Origin of the sequence: Clostridium sp. DL-VIII, assembly GCF_000230835.1 — a bacterium.
Taxonomy (GTDB): Bacteria; Bacillota; Clostridia; order Clostridiales; family Clostridiaceae; genus Clostridium.
Genome location: NZ_CM001240.1, coordinates 1,462,309 through 1,477,297, shown reverse-complemented (window position 1 = coordinate 1,477,297; position 14,989 = coordinate 1,462,309). Strand labels below are relative to the sequence as shown.

The window sequence follows — 14,989 nt, the reverse complement described above, 5'->3', positions numbered from 1 at the left end:
TATAAAAGTAAAAGCGAGCCAAAAGGCTCGCTGCAAAATCATTTTCAATAAAAATCCTTTAGGTTTTCTTCATTAATTGTAAATTATCCACAGGATACCCTAAAGAACATAAACTGTTAACTATAAACTTAATAAATTATCCCATAAATTTATTGATTTCTTCCATATTCATATTAGGTTGTACTGCCATATTTATACCATTAGCTATTATTTTTGATAAAGAATTAATAACCAGGTCTATCTCCTTAGGTGTAACTATCATATCCATTCCAGTTTTTGATGACATTACTTCTCTAATAAGCCTTTCTTTTTCATATTTATCAAGAGATTTTAACATCTTATAGAAATCTCCACCACTTGATGAGTTGTTAATTAAAGAATCTATAACCGAGTCTATGGTATCATTAGCAATTGTGGTAGCATCTACTACAGTAGGCACTCCTATTGCAATTACCTTAATTCCTAAGTTTTCCTCATTTATCTGCTTTCTATTATTGCCTACCCCGGCACCTGGTGATATGCCTGTATCTCCAATCTGGATTGTTGCATTCACCCTTTCAACCTTCCTTGCTGCTAATGCATCTATGCATATTACTAAATCTGGTTTAACTTTTTCCACAACTCCTTTAACTATTTCCACAGTTTCAATACCTGTTACTCCCAATACTCCTGGTGACACTGAGCAGACTGGTCTAACTGAATCATCAATGGCTTCAGGCATTACTGTCTGCAAATGTCTTGTTACCATTATTTTTTCTGCAACTTTAGGCCCTAATGCATCAGGCGTTACCTGCCAGTTTCCAAGTCCAACAATTAACACCGTCTTTTCAGTATCAACCTTAATTAATCTTCCCAAAACCTCTGAAACAACCTCTGAAACTCTATCCATAGTCTCACCATCATAAGCTGTAAACTCTGGCATATCTACTGTTATATAATTGCCTTTCGGTTTTCCAAGTTTTTCAGCTCCTTCATCATTTTTTATTTTTACAGTAGTTACTTTAATATCTTTTTCACTTTCTTCAATAACTTCTATACCATCAATATCTTTTTCACCTTTATGGCTTTCTTTATAAATATCTCTTGCTTCAAGTACCAAATCTGTTCTAACATTAATCATAATTAACACCTCGTTATAAATTTAGTTAGTATTATTTTTCCTTTTTCTTTAGATTTAATACTTGAATTACATAACTTGTGATGTTATAATAAGGTTTGTTGAATATGAACTCGTACGCAGATTTCCCCAAAAACTGCAGAGACCCTATAAAAATCTAAGGGGGTGAACTAAGAATGGCAAATATAAAATCAGCAAAAAAGAGAATTAAAGTTACTGAAACTAAGACTTTAAAGAACAGAATGGTTAAGTCTGCTTTAAAGACTGCTATAAAGAAGTTTGAAGCTGCTGTAGAAGCTAAGAATAATGAAGAAGCTAAAGCTTTATATACATCAGTTGTTAAGTCATTAGACATGGCTGCTACTAAGGGAGTTGTCCATAAGAACATGGCTGCTAGAAAGAAATCAAGATTAGCTGCTAGATTAAACGCTATGGCATAATCTTAAAACCCATCTAATTACAGATGGGTTGTTTTTTTATATTATTTCTTAACAGTAAGTGTATTTATGAGCAGGAATTCCATTTCCATAGTCTTATCTATTCCTGTTGATTTTAATTTTGTTTCAGTGCTTACACAAAGCTTAATCAATTCTGATAACTGCCTTTGGGTAAACTTACTAGCCTGGCCCATTAGTTTTTCACATACAAATTGAGGCAATTTATAATCAGATACTATATCTTCTACTCTTTTCCCATTCATTATTTTTATTTTTATTTCATATAACCTTAGGAAATGTTTTTGAATTGCACTTATTATGAGCATATGCTGATCTGACTTATATAAAATTTCCTTCATTATGTCTATAGCCTTATCAACTTTTTTCATGGCTATTAATTCTACCAAATCGAAAATATCTTCTTCATTAGAATTCAAAATAAGTAAATTAATATCCTCTTTTCTTATTTCCCTACCTTCACAATATGAAACAAGTTTATCAATTTCTCTTTTTATGATATCAAAATTGTTCTGAACCTTTTCGCAAAAGTACATTAATTCAACACGCCCAATTGTTTTTCCTTTATCTTTAAATATATCAGAAACCTTTTTTAAATATTTATCCTTCTTTAATTTATCACAATGAACTACAGTTAATGATTTCTCAATGGTGCCTAATTTTCTATTCTTATTAGGTCTTTCTCTTTTATCATTTAACAAATAATACATGATTAAAATAGTATATGGAGGCAAATCCAATATGTATTTTTTAAGTTCATTATATATCTTAGTACCTGTAGAATCACTTTTTTCCTGCAAAAAACTTGCTCTATACACTAGAACAACTTTTTTCTCTCCCATAAAAGGCATTGTTTCACACGCATTCACAATATCATCTAAACTCGTATTCATTCCATCTATTTTAATTAAATTAAGTTCTTCTAACTCTTCTGGTATCTCTCTTTTTGTAATTAAGCTTATCCCATCTTTAATAAGCTCTTCATCTAATCCACAAAAAACATATCCATTCTTTACGTTACCTTTTTCAGTTTCTTTTTCATAAACTTCATAATTAATCACTTTAATTTTCCTCTCAAACAACACTTATTTCAGTTATGAGTTAAAAGTTATATGAAGAAGAAAAGCCTCTGGCTTTTCCTAAACTCATAACTCATAATTTTTTCTATACTACTTTCCCACTTATTACAAATATTCTATTAATGGGCGCATCTTTAAAATTTATTATATCATACTCTTTAGATTCATTCTCAGTACTTGTCATTTTTAATAAATATTTTTTCTCAGGCGTTTCTAAGATATAATTTTTCCCTTGAGATTTAATACTTCCTATATCTTTTATCCTAATTAACTTTTCTTCTCTATAGTATTCAGTTGCGAAAGCTGCTTCTGATAATTTCTTTATGTCAATTTGGTTTTTATTAGCCATAAGTACTCTCTCCCCCCTGTAACTAATCAATATAGCGCCTTCATTATAATATGAAATATTTAAAATCGGACTGTATATCTGAATAGCTATTGCAAGAATTGATATAAGAGGAATATAAATAAAACTCCTATATCCTTTTCTTACAAAATAAAAACTCAGCATTATAAAGAAATAAAAAAGTACTATATATTCGTTTCCGTAAAACATTGGCAGTGAAACTTTATCAATAATATCTAAGGTCCAATCAAAAGCTTTTATTATATATAAATTTAAGTAACTGCAGAAATCAAATACTTTAGGCCAAATATATGTGATTACTAATATATTTCCTGTGATAACCATAAGATCAACAAAAGGTGCTAAAAATAGATTTCCAACAATAAAATTTACAGAAAAATTCTTAAATATCAATATCAAAAACGGTAAAGTAAACACTTGAGCACTTAATGCCAAGCTTAATGATTCTCTTAATTTACCAGGCATTTTATAAAGTTTTTCATTTAATTTTTTATTATACATTATTATTCCTAGAGTAGCCACATACGACAGTTGAAAGGATATATTAAAAATACAATAGGGCTGATAAACAACTAATATTATAGCTGAAAAACACAATGTAGAAATTGAACTTTTATTTCTTTTTAATATCCCTGCTCCTTCAACACAGGCAAGCATTACAAATGCTCTTATACTAGAATAACTGCTACCTGTAAATATAACATATGCCCCTGTTAAAATAATCCCTAGTTTGCTGCCTAGAAAAATTCTAAAAAAACCATATATTATAACTACATGCAGGCCTGAAACGCTTATACTATGTATAATACCTAAATTATTCATATCATCTTTATCTTCTGCATCTAGATAATCTGAATAGCCAAAAGCAATTGATGATATTAATCCAGCTTTCCTTTCCCCTAAGTTTTCTTCTAGTCTATAGTATATATTTCTCTTAACATTATAAAGCTTTGTTATAAGATCATCGTTTGTCTTTACTATAAATTTAGGTTCAACCTCTCCAACAACTCCACTTACTTTATCCTGTATCCTATTAATTTTTCCTGCAACTTTATACTTCTCCCCCACCTTTAAATCTTTCCTGTTAGTTTTTATTGTGATGCTCTTTCCTTCAAATTCTCCTTGAATACCAAAACTGCTTACCTTTGTTATCCTTACTTCATCATTTATTTCACTAGGAACTTTATAATACGAATAATTGATTAAAACTCCTATTATAAAAAATATACTCATAATACAGCTGAAGCTGAACCCACAATAATAAAACATACAAATAAAAAAAGAAGCCACAATAAATATTGCAAGCCCCATTAATTCTTCATTTATCCCATAATAAATGCATCCAACCATTAATGATAAAAAAACATATACTAATGGATTTCCCACTTCATTTATTTTTTTATGAAACATTTGCTCACCTCATTAGTGAGTTTTGCCACTTTCTAGCTAAAATTTCAAAAATAATCAAAAATATTATAGAAACTCCTAATTCTAAGAAAATTATATTTCTTGGAATGAAATTATTAATCAAAATAATGCTAGCTGAGCCTATAATTATTATTAATAATGCTATTAATCCCATAATAAGTTCATGAGACTTTCTTCTTATAGAAATACTTCCATTAAAAAACGTAAACAGCAGAACTCCTATAGACAAAATAACCAAAGGTACTATTGCTCCTTCTTTATCATCAACTCTATAAATAGAAATCATCGTTATTATACTTAATACTAATCCTCTAAATATCATTTCATTAGTACTAATTTCTCGTCCATCTTTTAATAAAATCATTAGAGATAATGGGATAAATAAAATTCCATTTATAATCAAAACATTCCATAAATTTAAATCCGCTGTTTGTCCCATTATCAAACTTCCTACTAGAACTAAAAGTTCTGCAAAAATAGTCATAAAATATATTTTGAAACCTCTATCTATATTTCTAGCAAAAGACTTAGAGAAATCTCTTATTTTGAAAAAACCATCTAGATAATTCTCTTGAATATACACATCAGCTACTTTTTTAACTATTGAAGACGCTTTTCCTTTTCCTATTCCCACATTTGATAAATTAAGAGCTGGTAAATCGCCTAAAGTTTCTCCTGTAGTAGCAACACTATGGCCATCTTTAATGAATAACGAAACTATTTTAGACTTAATTTCAGGATTCACCCTACAAAATACTCTTACTCTGCAAAGGAGATCTTTAAGCTCTTGTTGATTTAAGGAGTCTAACTCTATGCCCGCTACTACTTGGTTTTTATTTCTTATTATATTAGCTTTTTTTGCATTTGTTATAGCACTTAATTTACTTTCTTCAGTGAACAGAATTGGAACTATCGCTTTATCTTTAATTCGATTTATACTTTCTTCAAGGCTTTCCTCAAGCGGATTTTCAAGTCCTATTATTCCTACAAAAACCATGTGGCTTTCTATATTTTCAGACCTAGATGGCTCATAATTAAAATTTCTGTAGGCAAAGCCTTGAGTTATAAGACCTTCAATAGATAAACTCATATCTATTTCTTTTATCCTAGACTTATATTCCTCTGTAAGTTCTTTTTCTACACCTTCAATCATAATGTAAGTACATTGATCTAAAACCGCATCAACATTTCCTCTGGTATTAGCTCTATATCTCTTGTTAACTCTAGATACAACAGTTAGAAATCTCTTATCAGAATCCATAGGTATTTCCAAAACCTTTGGGTTCTTGCTATCAATAGAAGCTTTATATATTTTCTTTTTAGCAGCATAATCTAAAAAAGCAAGTTCATCTAATTCACCTTTTCCGCCTGTTTCAACATCTGTATTATAAATTGCATTGTTACATATTAACGATATCTCAACTATTCTATCAAAAGTTATCTCTTTTACATACGGATCATTAGTTGATACTAAGGTGTTATTAAGAAATAACTTTTTTACTATCATTTCCTTTTTACTTATTGCTCCAACCTTATCCAAAAATAAAATATTTATGTCTTTTACTAAATTAAATACCGAAAAATTAATTATTTCAATATTTTCATTTGAAAAATTCTTAACCACATTTTTTAAAACGAATTTAGCAATTATCGTAATTGGGAAAAATCCAAGTGCAAATAATGCTATAGATATGTAATTTCCTTTAGCATCCTGTCCCGAATGTATAAAATATAAACCTATAAGGACAGTTCCTATAAAATATGTTAATAAATATTTCTCTAAAAACTTAGCTATCATCTTCCCAAAATTATGTTTTCTGTTGCTTGCATATGTAAGCATGGCAAGCATTCTTCCTAATTGAGTAGAATTCCCAACGGAAATAACTATTCCAAGCCCGCTTCCTGACTTTATTGCAGAACCCTTAAACAATATATTTTTCATCTCAGCAAGTGAAGAAATAGTTCCTATTATTTTTGTTTCAAATTTCTCTTTATAAAAAGCTTCTCCAGTTATGCTCTTTTCATCTACTTTTAAATCATTAGCACTTATAATTCTCAAGTCTGCCTGAATAACAGAATTAACATCGAATTTAATTATATCTCCAATTACTAGTTCCTCAGACTTGACAACTCTTTGTATGCCATCCCTAATGACGACTACATCTGCTGAATTTAATCTCTCTAAAGCATCAATTTCCTTATCTCTCTTAGTAGTATGCATTATAAGCATCATTAAATTTAATATTACTGATAATGTTACCAGTCCTCCAAGTAAATAACTTTTTAATACAAATAAAATTATTGCAATCAATATGTATACAATCATAGATTTTTGCTTTAATGCATTAAATATATGTTTGTAAAGTTTATTTCCACTAGGTAAATCAATTTTATTTGTACCGTACTTGGATCTCAAAGCTTCACAATCATTTTCACTAATCCCCTGTTGAATATTACTATTTAATAATTCGACTATTTCAGCCCAAGAACTATTACAATACTTTTCCAATAACAACCCCCACCATTCTAACTCACTTCATTATATATCCCTAAATTATTATACTATATTTATCATTTTATATGTAAATATTCATATATAGTATAATTATACGTTCTTATACATTAAAAGGCAAAATATTAGTATCACTTTATTTATTTTTCGATATATTTTTATCTTTTCTTAACACTTTAACGGAATATATAATATATATTATAATACTATTTTTTTGTTTTTGGGTTAAATATAAGTGCCATTAAATATCCAAAAAATATTGATGCTGTTATCCCGCCGGCAGCACCTTTTATTCCCCCTGTGAAAGCACCTATAAGTCCAGTTTCTTTTACATCCTTTATTGCTGCTTTAGCTAATGCATTTCCAAAACTCGGAAGAGGAACTGTAGCACCAGCACCGCCAATGTTTATTAATTTATCGTACCATCCAAAGGCTCCTACAACAACTCCCATAACCACAAATACTACTAATATTCTTCCGGGTGTTAATTTAGTAGTATCTATAAGTATTTGTCCTATAACACAGATAATCCCGCCAACTATAAATGCACTTATATAATTCATATAAATTTTCATTCCTTTCTAATAAAATATTTTCTAAAAATTTAATAATTATATTAATAGACATCTATACAATAATTGCTTTTTGATATACTTAATTCATTTCAATAGCAACCGCATGAGCTATTCCAGGAATAGTTTCTCCTTGAAGTGATGATGTCGTACTCATAAGTGCACCTGTTGAAACTAGTAATACTTTCTTAATTTCCTTCTTTATAAGCCTTTTATATAAATATCCGGTAAATACAACTGCTGAACATCCACATCCGCTTCCACCGGACTTAGTATTTTGTTTTTCATTATCAAATATAATTTCCCCACAGTCTATATGCTGCTTTCTAATATCATACCCAAATTCTTGTATTAACTTATCTGCAAGTTCTCTTCCTATTACACCTAAATCTCCTGTTGCTATAATATCATAATCCTCAGGTTTTCTTCCTGTATCTTTAAAATGATTTGCAATTGTATCAACAGCAGCTGGTGCCATAGCTGCTCCCATATTATTTGCATCCTTCTGTCCATAATCTTTTACTTTCCCAGTTGTTACATAGGTTACTTCAGGATAATTTCCTTCATGTCCAAGAATTACTGCTCCTGAACCGGTTACTGTCCATTGTGATGTCTGTGGCCTTTGTGATCCATATTCAAGTGGAAATCTAAATTGTCTTTCAGCTGAACTAAAGTGAGAAGAAGTCGTTGCAACCACATATTTAGCAAAGCCGCCATCCATTATTATCGACGCTAAACTCAATGATTCTGACATAGTAGAACATGCTCCATACAATCCAAAAAAAGGAATACTAAATTCTCTAGCTGCAAAACTTGACGATATTATTTGATTTAATAAATCTCCAGAGAATAAATAATCTATATCTGTTTCCTTTAAATTTGCTTTTTTTAAAGCTTCTGATATGGCTGTAAACATCATTTGACTTTCTGCCTTCTCAAAGCTCTCTTCTCCTAAAGTGTCATCATTTAATATTTCGTCGAAGTAACTACATAAAGGTCCTTCACCTTCCTTAGGACCTACTATTGAATGTGCTGCTATTATCTTTGGTGGATTATCTAATTTTACTGTCTGACCACCTATCTTTTTATTATGAATTTGCATATTAAACACCACTCCTTCAATCAGTTACAGTTTATGCCCTTTAGGTATCTTATGGGCGATTTACAGTTGATCTTGAAAAGTCTTCAATTTTTCTCAAAAATATTTGTCTAAAAACATTTTTAACTATTTTTAAAATAATGTAATTATGTAATAGATTATCCCTACAATCACAGAGCTTCCAATTCCATATACTAATACAGGACCCGCAATAGTAAACATTTTAGCCGCGACTCCAAATATAAAGCCCTCTTTCTTAAACTCTATAGCTGGTGACACTACTGCATTTGAGAAACCTGTTATTGGAACGACTGTACCTGCTCCTCCGAAATTGGCTAACTTTGAATATATGCCTGTTCCTGTGAGTAGTGCTCCTAAAAATATCATTATTATTGGTACAATATTCATCACTTGCTCCTCCGGAAATCCAAGTCCTACTGCTGTATTATAAATAAACTGACCTACATCACAAATTAATCCACCAACTAAAAATGCTTTTAAACAATCTGTAATTATTTTAGATTTTGGTGTAGCTTCAGCTGCCATAGTTTGAAACTTTTGCTTAACTTTTTCTTCTTTCATAGTTTCATTAATATTCAAAATGATCAGCCTCCTTTTTATCTATATATCTAGCATTTGCGCAATCATAAAAATTAGTCGTGTTATTTTTTCCCACAGTTATCTCAGTTTACAGTTGCTAAAGAAAAAGCTACTGATTTTTCAAAAAGTAAAAAATTAATTTTTTAAATATACGTCTTCTAGATTCTGATTTATAGCTATTAGAGAATAAATTATTGATACGCATGCTAAAAACAGGCAGTCTAAATTCAAGCTGAAGCTAGACTTCCTGCTAATGCACCATAAAAAACAATTTAAATATAAAAGAAGCTTGCATTTGTTTAACTTTTTATTATTTCTAACAAATATGCATTCTCTTTACCATATACATAAAAATTCTTTATTCAACTTATATTAAATATATATAACTTTCCTCAGACTTAAGTTTATTTCTATACCAAAAATAAGTAACATGTTATGCGAAGTGCTTCATTGGAATTTTGATGGTAATGATTCTCGACTAGAAGTTGTTCCAAAAAGCTAGTTCAAAGCGTGCCTTTGAATCTAGCTTTTTGCGTGCAACTTCTAGTCCTAGAATCATCCATGTAAATGCCTTAGAAGCCGGAGCATAATATGTTACTTATTTTGACTAGCCACTAGTCTTAAGTCTTGTAAATGTGAATTTATTCTTCTAATTTCTTTTTCATTTCGGATAAGACTTTCTTTTCGATTCTTGATACTTGAACCTGGCTTATTCCAAGCATTTTAGCCACTTGAACCTGGGTTTTGTCTTTAAAATAGCGCAGCATTATAATTTGTCTTGCTTTGCTATCTAAGCTTCTAAGTGCCTCCTTCAACGCTATCCTCTCAATGAGATTCCCATCATCTATGCTTTTCTCACTTAGTTTATCTATTAAAAGCACTGGTGCTCCATCATCTTGATGTATTGTATCATACAAATACTGTAAACTATTAGAAGATTCTATTGCAAATAAAATCTCTTCTTTATCAACATTGGCATATTCCGCAAGTTCCTCTATCGTTGGTGATCTTTTAAGCTTTTTAGTTAAAATTTCTTTATAAAAATGTACCTTTCGTGCCAGACTTTTAACATTACGGCTTACTTTTATCATTCCGTCATCTCTTAAAAATCTTTTAATTTCTCCTATAATCATAGGAACTGCATAAGTTGAAAATTTAACATTATAAGTTAAATCAAAATTATTTATAGCTTTTACAAGTCCAATTGATCCAATTTGAAATATATCTTCATAGTCATATCCCCTATTTAAAAACTTTTTGCTTATGGATGATACCAATGGCAGATTCATCTCGATTAATTTATTCATTGCATCGGCATCACCATTTCTTGCTAAAATTAATAACTCAGGATTCTTATTATAATTATAATCCTCTCTACTTAAATCCTCTTTGTCCATATTATTTCACCTAACTTACCATGTTGAATTTCTTCTTAATTACCACCTTTGTACCAGTTCCCTTTTTACTCTCTACTTCTAACTCATCCATAAATGTTTCCATTACAGTAAAGCCCATACCTGATCTTTCTAAATCCGGTCTTGATGTATATAGTGGTTCCATAGCCTGCTTTACATCATCAATGCCAATTCCTTTATCAGTAATTGCTATGGTTACTTCATTCTCATTAGTCTCTGCTTCGATTTTAATAATTCCGTCTTCTCTATTTTCATATCCATGTATTATAGAATTAGTAACCGCTTCTGATACTGCCGTTTTAACATCATTGATTTCGTCAATTGTTGGATCTAATTGAGCAACAAAAGCCGCAACTGCAACTCTTGCAAAACCCTCATTTTGAGATTTGCTTACAAATTCTATGCTCATTTTATTGTCAGCCATGATAACCCCTCCATCTAAATGCACCTTACTGCTTCATCTACAGTATTATAATTTTTAATAATTTTATATAAACCTGCAAGTTCAAATATCCTATTAACGTTTTTATTTGGTTCTGCAATGCAGAGTTTTCCACCCTTATTAGATATTTTTTTATATCTTCCAAGAACGGCTCCTATTCCAGAACTATCCATGAAGGTAACCTCTGAAAAATTTAAAATAACTTTATCTATATTATCTCTATCAATCCTATCATCTATCCTAACTCTAACTTCTTCAGCGCTATTATGATCTAATTCGCCGCTAAGAATAACTATTAAAGCATTTCCATGCTTTTCAAATTTCAAATACATATTATTTAAGAATATCTCAAACTAACACTTTAAACTTATAATATTCAAAATAATATCATTTATTGGTATTCACAATGAAAAATAACCTAATTATCATTGTAACTTCCTATAATATTATGTGAACTTATATAATAAGAGATATCCTCCCTTCGCCTCCTTCTCATATCCATTTTCCCTTTTACCATATTTTAGCATAATGTTTTGTTCAACGTCAAACATTTTTTACATTTTTTTCTATTTTTATATTAAAAATATCCCTGCACAAACTTTAAATTCATGCTGGGATATCTTTCTTTCATCTATTTTTTATCATATATATCTAATAAAAAGACTATATTAATTTTATATTTCTAATAACTTCTTTTTGAATTTCCTACCTAAACATGCTTTAAACTATTTCTTCTTTTTCCCACTCTTATATTTTAGCATTTCATTTTCTATTTCTTTATAAAAACTTTTTACAGTTTCCCCTTCACTTAACATTAATAATTCAATAGCATCATCTAAAGTTTCCATTGTATAAATGTGAAATTTCTTTTTTCTAATATCTTCTTCAACTTCACTTCTTAATATTAATTCATCTACATTTGCACTTGGAATCAAAACGCCCTTATCATTTATTTTATCTACTATACTGCATACTCTATGAAACCCCTCAACTTTCTCATTAACGCCTCCAATTGCCTGAATTTCTCCGAACTGATTTATAGAGCCAGTCACCGCAATATTTTGTCTTATAGGCTTTTGACTTAAAGCTGAAAGAATACAAATAATTTCTGCAACAGATGCGCTGTCACCTTCAACCATTCCATAGGTTTGTTCAAAGCTCAATTGAAGATCTACCGGAAGCCTTTCATAAGGGCTTACTAATTTTGTTATTAATCCCCGAAGTATACTAATAGATTTTTCATGAATATTTCCACTCATTTTGCATTCCCTATGAATATCTATTATTCTTCCATCACCCATGTATGACAAACATGTTACCCTCATTGGCTTTCCAAAACTATACGATCCATTTCCAACTACTGAAAGAGCATTGATTACTCCAACCATTTTTCCGCTTGTGGTGATTAAAATTTTCCTATTTTTATACCCTTCCATCATATCTTCCAAAATCTTTTCATCCTCATATGCAACATCTATTATATCTTGTTTCTTTATAACTTTCCTTCCAGCTTCTTTTGCATTATTGTTACCTAAATACAATAGCTTATTTATATAATAATCATCTACTGATATCTTATATTTTTCTCCACTAATCCTAGATAAGAATTTTATTATTTCATCAAATGCATCATTTGCTATTTCTAATAAATTATCCTTCTTTATTTTTTCTTTAATTATTGATTCAATAGAGTTCCTGATAGCTATATTATATTTCACTTCAGATTCCGCTTCAATTTTAATTGGAAAGACTCTCTTAAAATCTTCATCATTATCGTAAAGTATTCTAAAACTCTCATAATCTCCTATTAAAATCACTTTTAGGTTTATTGGAATAGATTCCGGCTTCAATCCTGCAATAGAAATCATTTCTAGATAATTCCTGGTATAATTGTAACTTACTTTCCCATGGATTAATGTCTTTTTTAAATAATAATAACTTACCCCACTGCTTATTAAAGAATTTAATCTTAATATTAAACAACCTTCATTAGCCTTTAACAAACTGCCTGCACTAATCAATGAAACATCCGTGATATACCCTCCATTACTGTTTCTATATTCAATATTTCCGATTAAATTTGTAATGGTTGGATCATCTTCATAAATGACTCTTGGATGATCTATGCTAGAATTATCAACAATTACATTTACATCATATTTAGAAAATATTTCTTTGATATATTCCTCATCTTCATCTAGATTTATGGTATAACATTCGATTATTTTTTCTTCTACATCATCATACATTTGAAGCAAATACTTATAAACATCATCCTGAGAAATAAATTGTAATAATAAATCATCTTTATATTTCTGCATACTCTTTTTAATAAAATCTTTATAAATATTTTTAAGTCTTTCAATTGATCTTATCTCAATGTCCTTTAATGCTTCTAAAATACCTTCTGCTTCCTTTTTTAATTTTGTTGCTTGACTCTCTATAGTTTCCTGGGTCGTAGATTCTAGCTTTTCATACTCATTTTCAGTCATTTCATTGCCCTCGTCCTTTAATGGTATAAAAACAAATCCACCGCTAGTTGCTTTAACATCAAAATTTTTAGTTTTTGCAGATTCCATGAGTTTAGTTATATAATTACTTCTTTTTTCACTTATCTCTTCAATTATCTCTTCCTTCTCATCATCTGAAGAGTTACTATAAAAATTTATTATGCATTCAAGATATTTCTCTTTAATATCTTCAATCATTTCCTTTAGTAAACTACCTTTACCATTTGGTAAAAATAGAGCAATAGGATTTAGTTGATCTAAAGATGTCACATAGCAAATATCTTTAGGCGGAGGTAGAGTTTCATACACGCCATTGATATTTTCTATTAATTTTTTCATTTTTTCTTTTGAAAATGAATCCACATAATATATATTGTATCCGTCTTTTTGAATGGTTAAACTCTTCTTGATTTTATTTAAAGTAGGCGTTAATTCAGGTATTCTATCATTCTTGTTTTTTTTAATTGTATCTGTGCAAGATGCACAAAAAATAATTTCACTTGGAGTTAATTCTTTCTTCATATTCTGCTCTACTTTGAAGCTACAACTAAATATAACTAAAATATTTCAAAGCAGACTCCTCCCTAAATTAATAGTATATAATATTAATATTCTTTAGATATCAAAATAGATATATTTTTTTTTCGAAAATTTTAATATATATTATCCGAATATGAATATAGCTTATTTGATGACCAATCGAAATCACATACATATAATTATATCTATATCTAAGTCTAACTTCTGAAATATTTATTTATATAAGAAATTTAAAAGCAATCTTTCAATAAAAAATTTCAATCAACATTCATAGTTTGTCTTTACTAACATATATTTAATTATAAATAGAAAAAATCTGAACCATTAAAATTCGAGGTGATATAATATATGATTGGTAAATCCGAGAAAAATAGAAAATTTAGAATTATCCCACTAATTATATCAATAGGACTTCCTCTTCTGATTGGAGGCATATCATCATTAATAATTCCAAACATGAGTTCAATATATAAAAGCTTAAACAAACCATTTTTTGCACCTCCCCCAATAGTATTCCCAATTGTATGGACCATTCTCTATATACTTATGGGAATAGCTTCATATATGGTATATATAAAAAAGTTTAAATCTGTTGATGTGAGTTCTGCAATGTTTGTATATTTAATACAATTACTTCTCAATTTTTTATGGACAATAATCTTTTTTGGCTTCAGGCTTTATGGCTTAGCCTTTTTAGAATTATTCATACTTATTATATTTGTAATCTTAACAATCAAAAGATTTTATGATAAAGCTGGTAAAAAAGCAGCATTATTAATGTTTCCATACTTAATCTGGCTCATATATGCAGCAGCACTTAACTTCTTTATCTGGATGCTGAATGAAATGTAAA

The 14,989-nt window shown here is 29.4% G+C and carries 13 protein-coding genes; 2 read left to right on the top strand and 11 right to left on the bottom strand.

The genetic code is table 11. The features are described 5' to 3' along the window. Positions 1–136: 136 nt before the first annotated feature. On the bottom strand, positions 137–1,120 hold the full coding sequence (gpr, locus tag CDLVIII_RS06650; protein ID WP_009168665.1) for a GPR endopeptidase: 984 nt from the start codon (positions 1,118–1,120) through the stop codon (positions 137–139). Between the two features lie 173 nt (positions 1,121–1,293). On the opposite strand from gpr, the gene rpsT reads away from it, so the two are divergent. Beyond that, positions 1,294–1,557, top strand: coding sequence for a 30S ribosomal protein S20 (gene rpsT, locus CDLVIII_RS06645; protein WP_009168664.1), 264 nt, complete (start codon positions 1,294–1,296; stop codon positions 1,555–1,557). Between the two features lie 41 nt (positions 1,558–1,598). Here rpsT and holA read toward each other — a convergent pair whose 3' ends face one another. The 10 genes from holA to CDLVIII_RS06595 form a co-directional block, all read right to left on the bottom strand. Then, positions 1,599–2,633, bottom strand: a complete 1,035-nt coding sequence (gene holA, locus CDLVIII_RS06640) for a DNA polymerase III subunit delta (protein ID WP_009168663.1) — start codon at positions 2,631–2,633, stop codon at positions 1,599–1,601. A gap of 103 nt (positions 2,634–2,736) precedes the next feature. After that, entirely contained in the window at positions 2,737–4,428 is a 1,692-nt protein-coding gene (locus CDLVIII_RS06635; RefSeq protein ID WP_009168662.1) for a ComEC/Rec2 family competence protein, read from the bottom strand. A 4-nt stretch (positions 4,429–4,432) separates the two neighbouring features. Beyond that, positions 4,433–6,955 carry a cation-transporting P-type ATPase gene (locus CDLVIII_RS06630; protein WP_009168661.1) on the bottom strand — a complete coding sequence of 841 codons (2,523 nt, stop codon included), beginning with the start codon at positions 6,953–6,955 and terminating at the stop codon, positions 4,433–4,435. A 209-nt stretch (positions 6,956–7,164) separates the two neighbouring features. After that, positions 7,165–7,521 carry a stage V sporulation protein AE gene (spoVAE, locus tag CDLVIII_RS06625; protein ID WP_009168660.1) on the bottom strand — a complete coding sequence of 119 codons (357 nt, stop codon included), beginning with the start codon at positions 7,519–7,521 and terminating at the stop codon, positions 7,165–7,167. Between the two features lie 91 nt (positions 7,522–7,612). Beyond that, positions 7,613–8,632, bottom strand: a complete 1,020-nt coding sequence (gene spoVAD / locus CDLVIII_RS06620; protein WP_009168659.1) for a stage V sporulation protein AD — start codon at positions 8,630–8,632, stop codon at positions 7,613–7,615. A gap of 129 nt (positions 8,633–8,761) precedes the next feature. After that, positions 8,762–9,211, bottom strand: a complete 450-nt coding sequence (spoVAC, locus tag CDLVIII_RS06615) for a stage V sporulation protein AC (RefSeq protein WP_035302110.1) — start codon at positions 9,209–9,211, stop codon at positions 8,762–8,764. Between the two features lie 659 nt (positions 9,212–9,870). Next, the gene (sigF, locus tag CDLVIII_RS06610) at positions 9,871–10,626 is read right to left on the bottom strand and encodes an RNA polymerase sporulation sigma factor SigF (protein WP_009168657.1); all 756 of its coding nucleotides are present in this window, start codon (positions 10,624–10,626) and stop codon (positions 9,871–9,873) included. A gap of 10 nt (positions 10,627–10,636) precedes the next feature. Beyond that, positions 10,637–11,068, bottom strand: coding sequence for an anti-sigma F factor (spoIIAB, locus tag CDLVIII_RS06605; RefSeq protein ID WP_009168656.1), 432 nt, complete (start codon positions 11,066–11,068; stop codon positions 10,637–10,639). 14 nt (positions 11,069–11,082) lie between these two features. Next, positions 11,083–11,418, bottom strand: a complete 336-nt coding sequence (gene spoIIAA, locus CDLVIII_RS06600; protein WP_009168655.1) for an anti-sigma F factor antagonist — start codon at positions 11,416–11,418, stop codon at positions 11,083–11,085. 393 nt (positions 11,419–11,811) lie between these two features. Then, positions 11,812–14,118 (bottom strand): AAA family ATPase, encoded by a 2,307-nt coding sequence (locus tag CDLVIII_RS06595; protein WP_009168654.1) that lies wholly within the window; start codon positions 14,116–14,118, stop codon positions 11,812–11,814. A gap of 366 nt (positions 14,119–14,484) precedes the next feature. On the opposite strand from CDLVIII_RS06595, the gene CDLVIII_RS06590 reads away from it, so the two are divergent. Then, the gene (locus CDLVIII_RS06590) at positions 14,485–14,988 is read left to right on the top strand and encodes a TspO/MBR family protein (protein WP_009168653.1); all 504 of its coding nucleotides are present in this window, start codon (positions 14,485–14,487) and stop codon (positions 14,986–14,988) included. Position 14,989: the final 1 nt, after the last annotated feature.

Excerpts from the sequence above, each read along its gene's own strand:
- gpr (WP_009168665.1), bottom strand. The coding sequence starts at position 1,120 with ATGATTAATGTTAGAACAGATTTGGTACTTGAAGCAAGAGATATTTAT.
- rpsT (WP_009168664.1), top strand. The coding sequence starts at position 1,294 with ATGGCAAATATAAAATCAGCAAAAAAGAGAATTAAAGTTACTGAAACT.
- CDLVIII_RS06635 (WP_009168662.1), bottom strand. The coding sequence starts at position 4,428 with ATGTTTCATAAAAAAATAAATGAAGTGGGAAATCCATTAGTATATGTT.
- spoVAE (WP_009168660.1), bottom strand. The coding sequence starts at position 7,521 with ATGAATTATATAAGTGCATTTATAGTTGGCGGGATTATCTGTGTTATA.
- spoVAD (WP_009168659.1), bottom strand. The coding sequence starts at position 8,632 with ATGCAAATTCATAATAAAAAGATAGGTGGTCAGACAGTAAAATTAGAT.
- spoVAC (WP_035302110.1), bottom strand. The coding sequence starts at position 9,211 with ATGAAAGAAGAAAAAGTTAAGCAAAAGTTTCAAACTATGGCAGCTGAA.
- sigF (WP_009168657.1), bottom strand. The coding sequence starts at position 10,626 with ATGGACAAAGAGGATTTAAGTAGAGAGGATTATAATTATAATAAGAAT.
- spoIIAB (WP_009168656.1), bottom strand. The coding sequence starts at position 11,068 with ATGGCTGACAATAAAATGAGCATAGAATTTGTAAGCAAATCTCAAAAT.
- spoIIAA (WP_009168655.1), bottom strand. The coding sequence starts at position 11,418 with ATGTATTTGAAATTTGAAAAGCATGGAAATGCTTTAATAGTTATTCTT.
- CDLVIII_RS06595 (WP_009168654.1), bottom strand. The coding sequence starts at position 14,118 with ATGAAGAAAGAATTAACTCCAAGTGAAATTATTTTTTGTGCATCTTGC.
- CDLVIII_RS06590 (WP_009168653.1), top strand. The coding sequence starts at position 14,485 with ATGATTGGTAAATCCGAGAAAAATAGAAAATTTAGAATTATCCCACTA.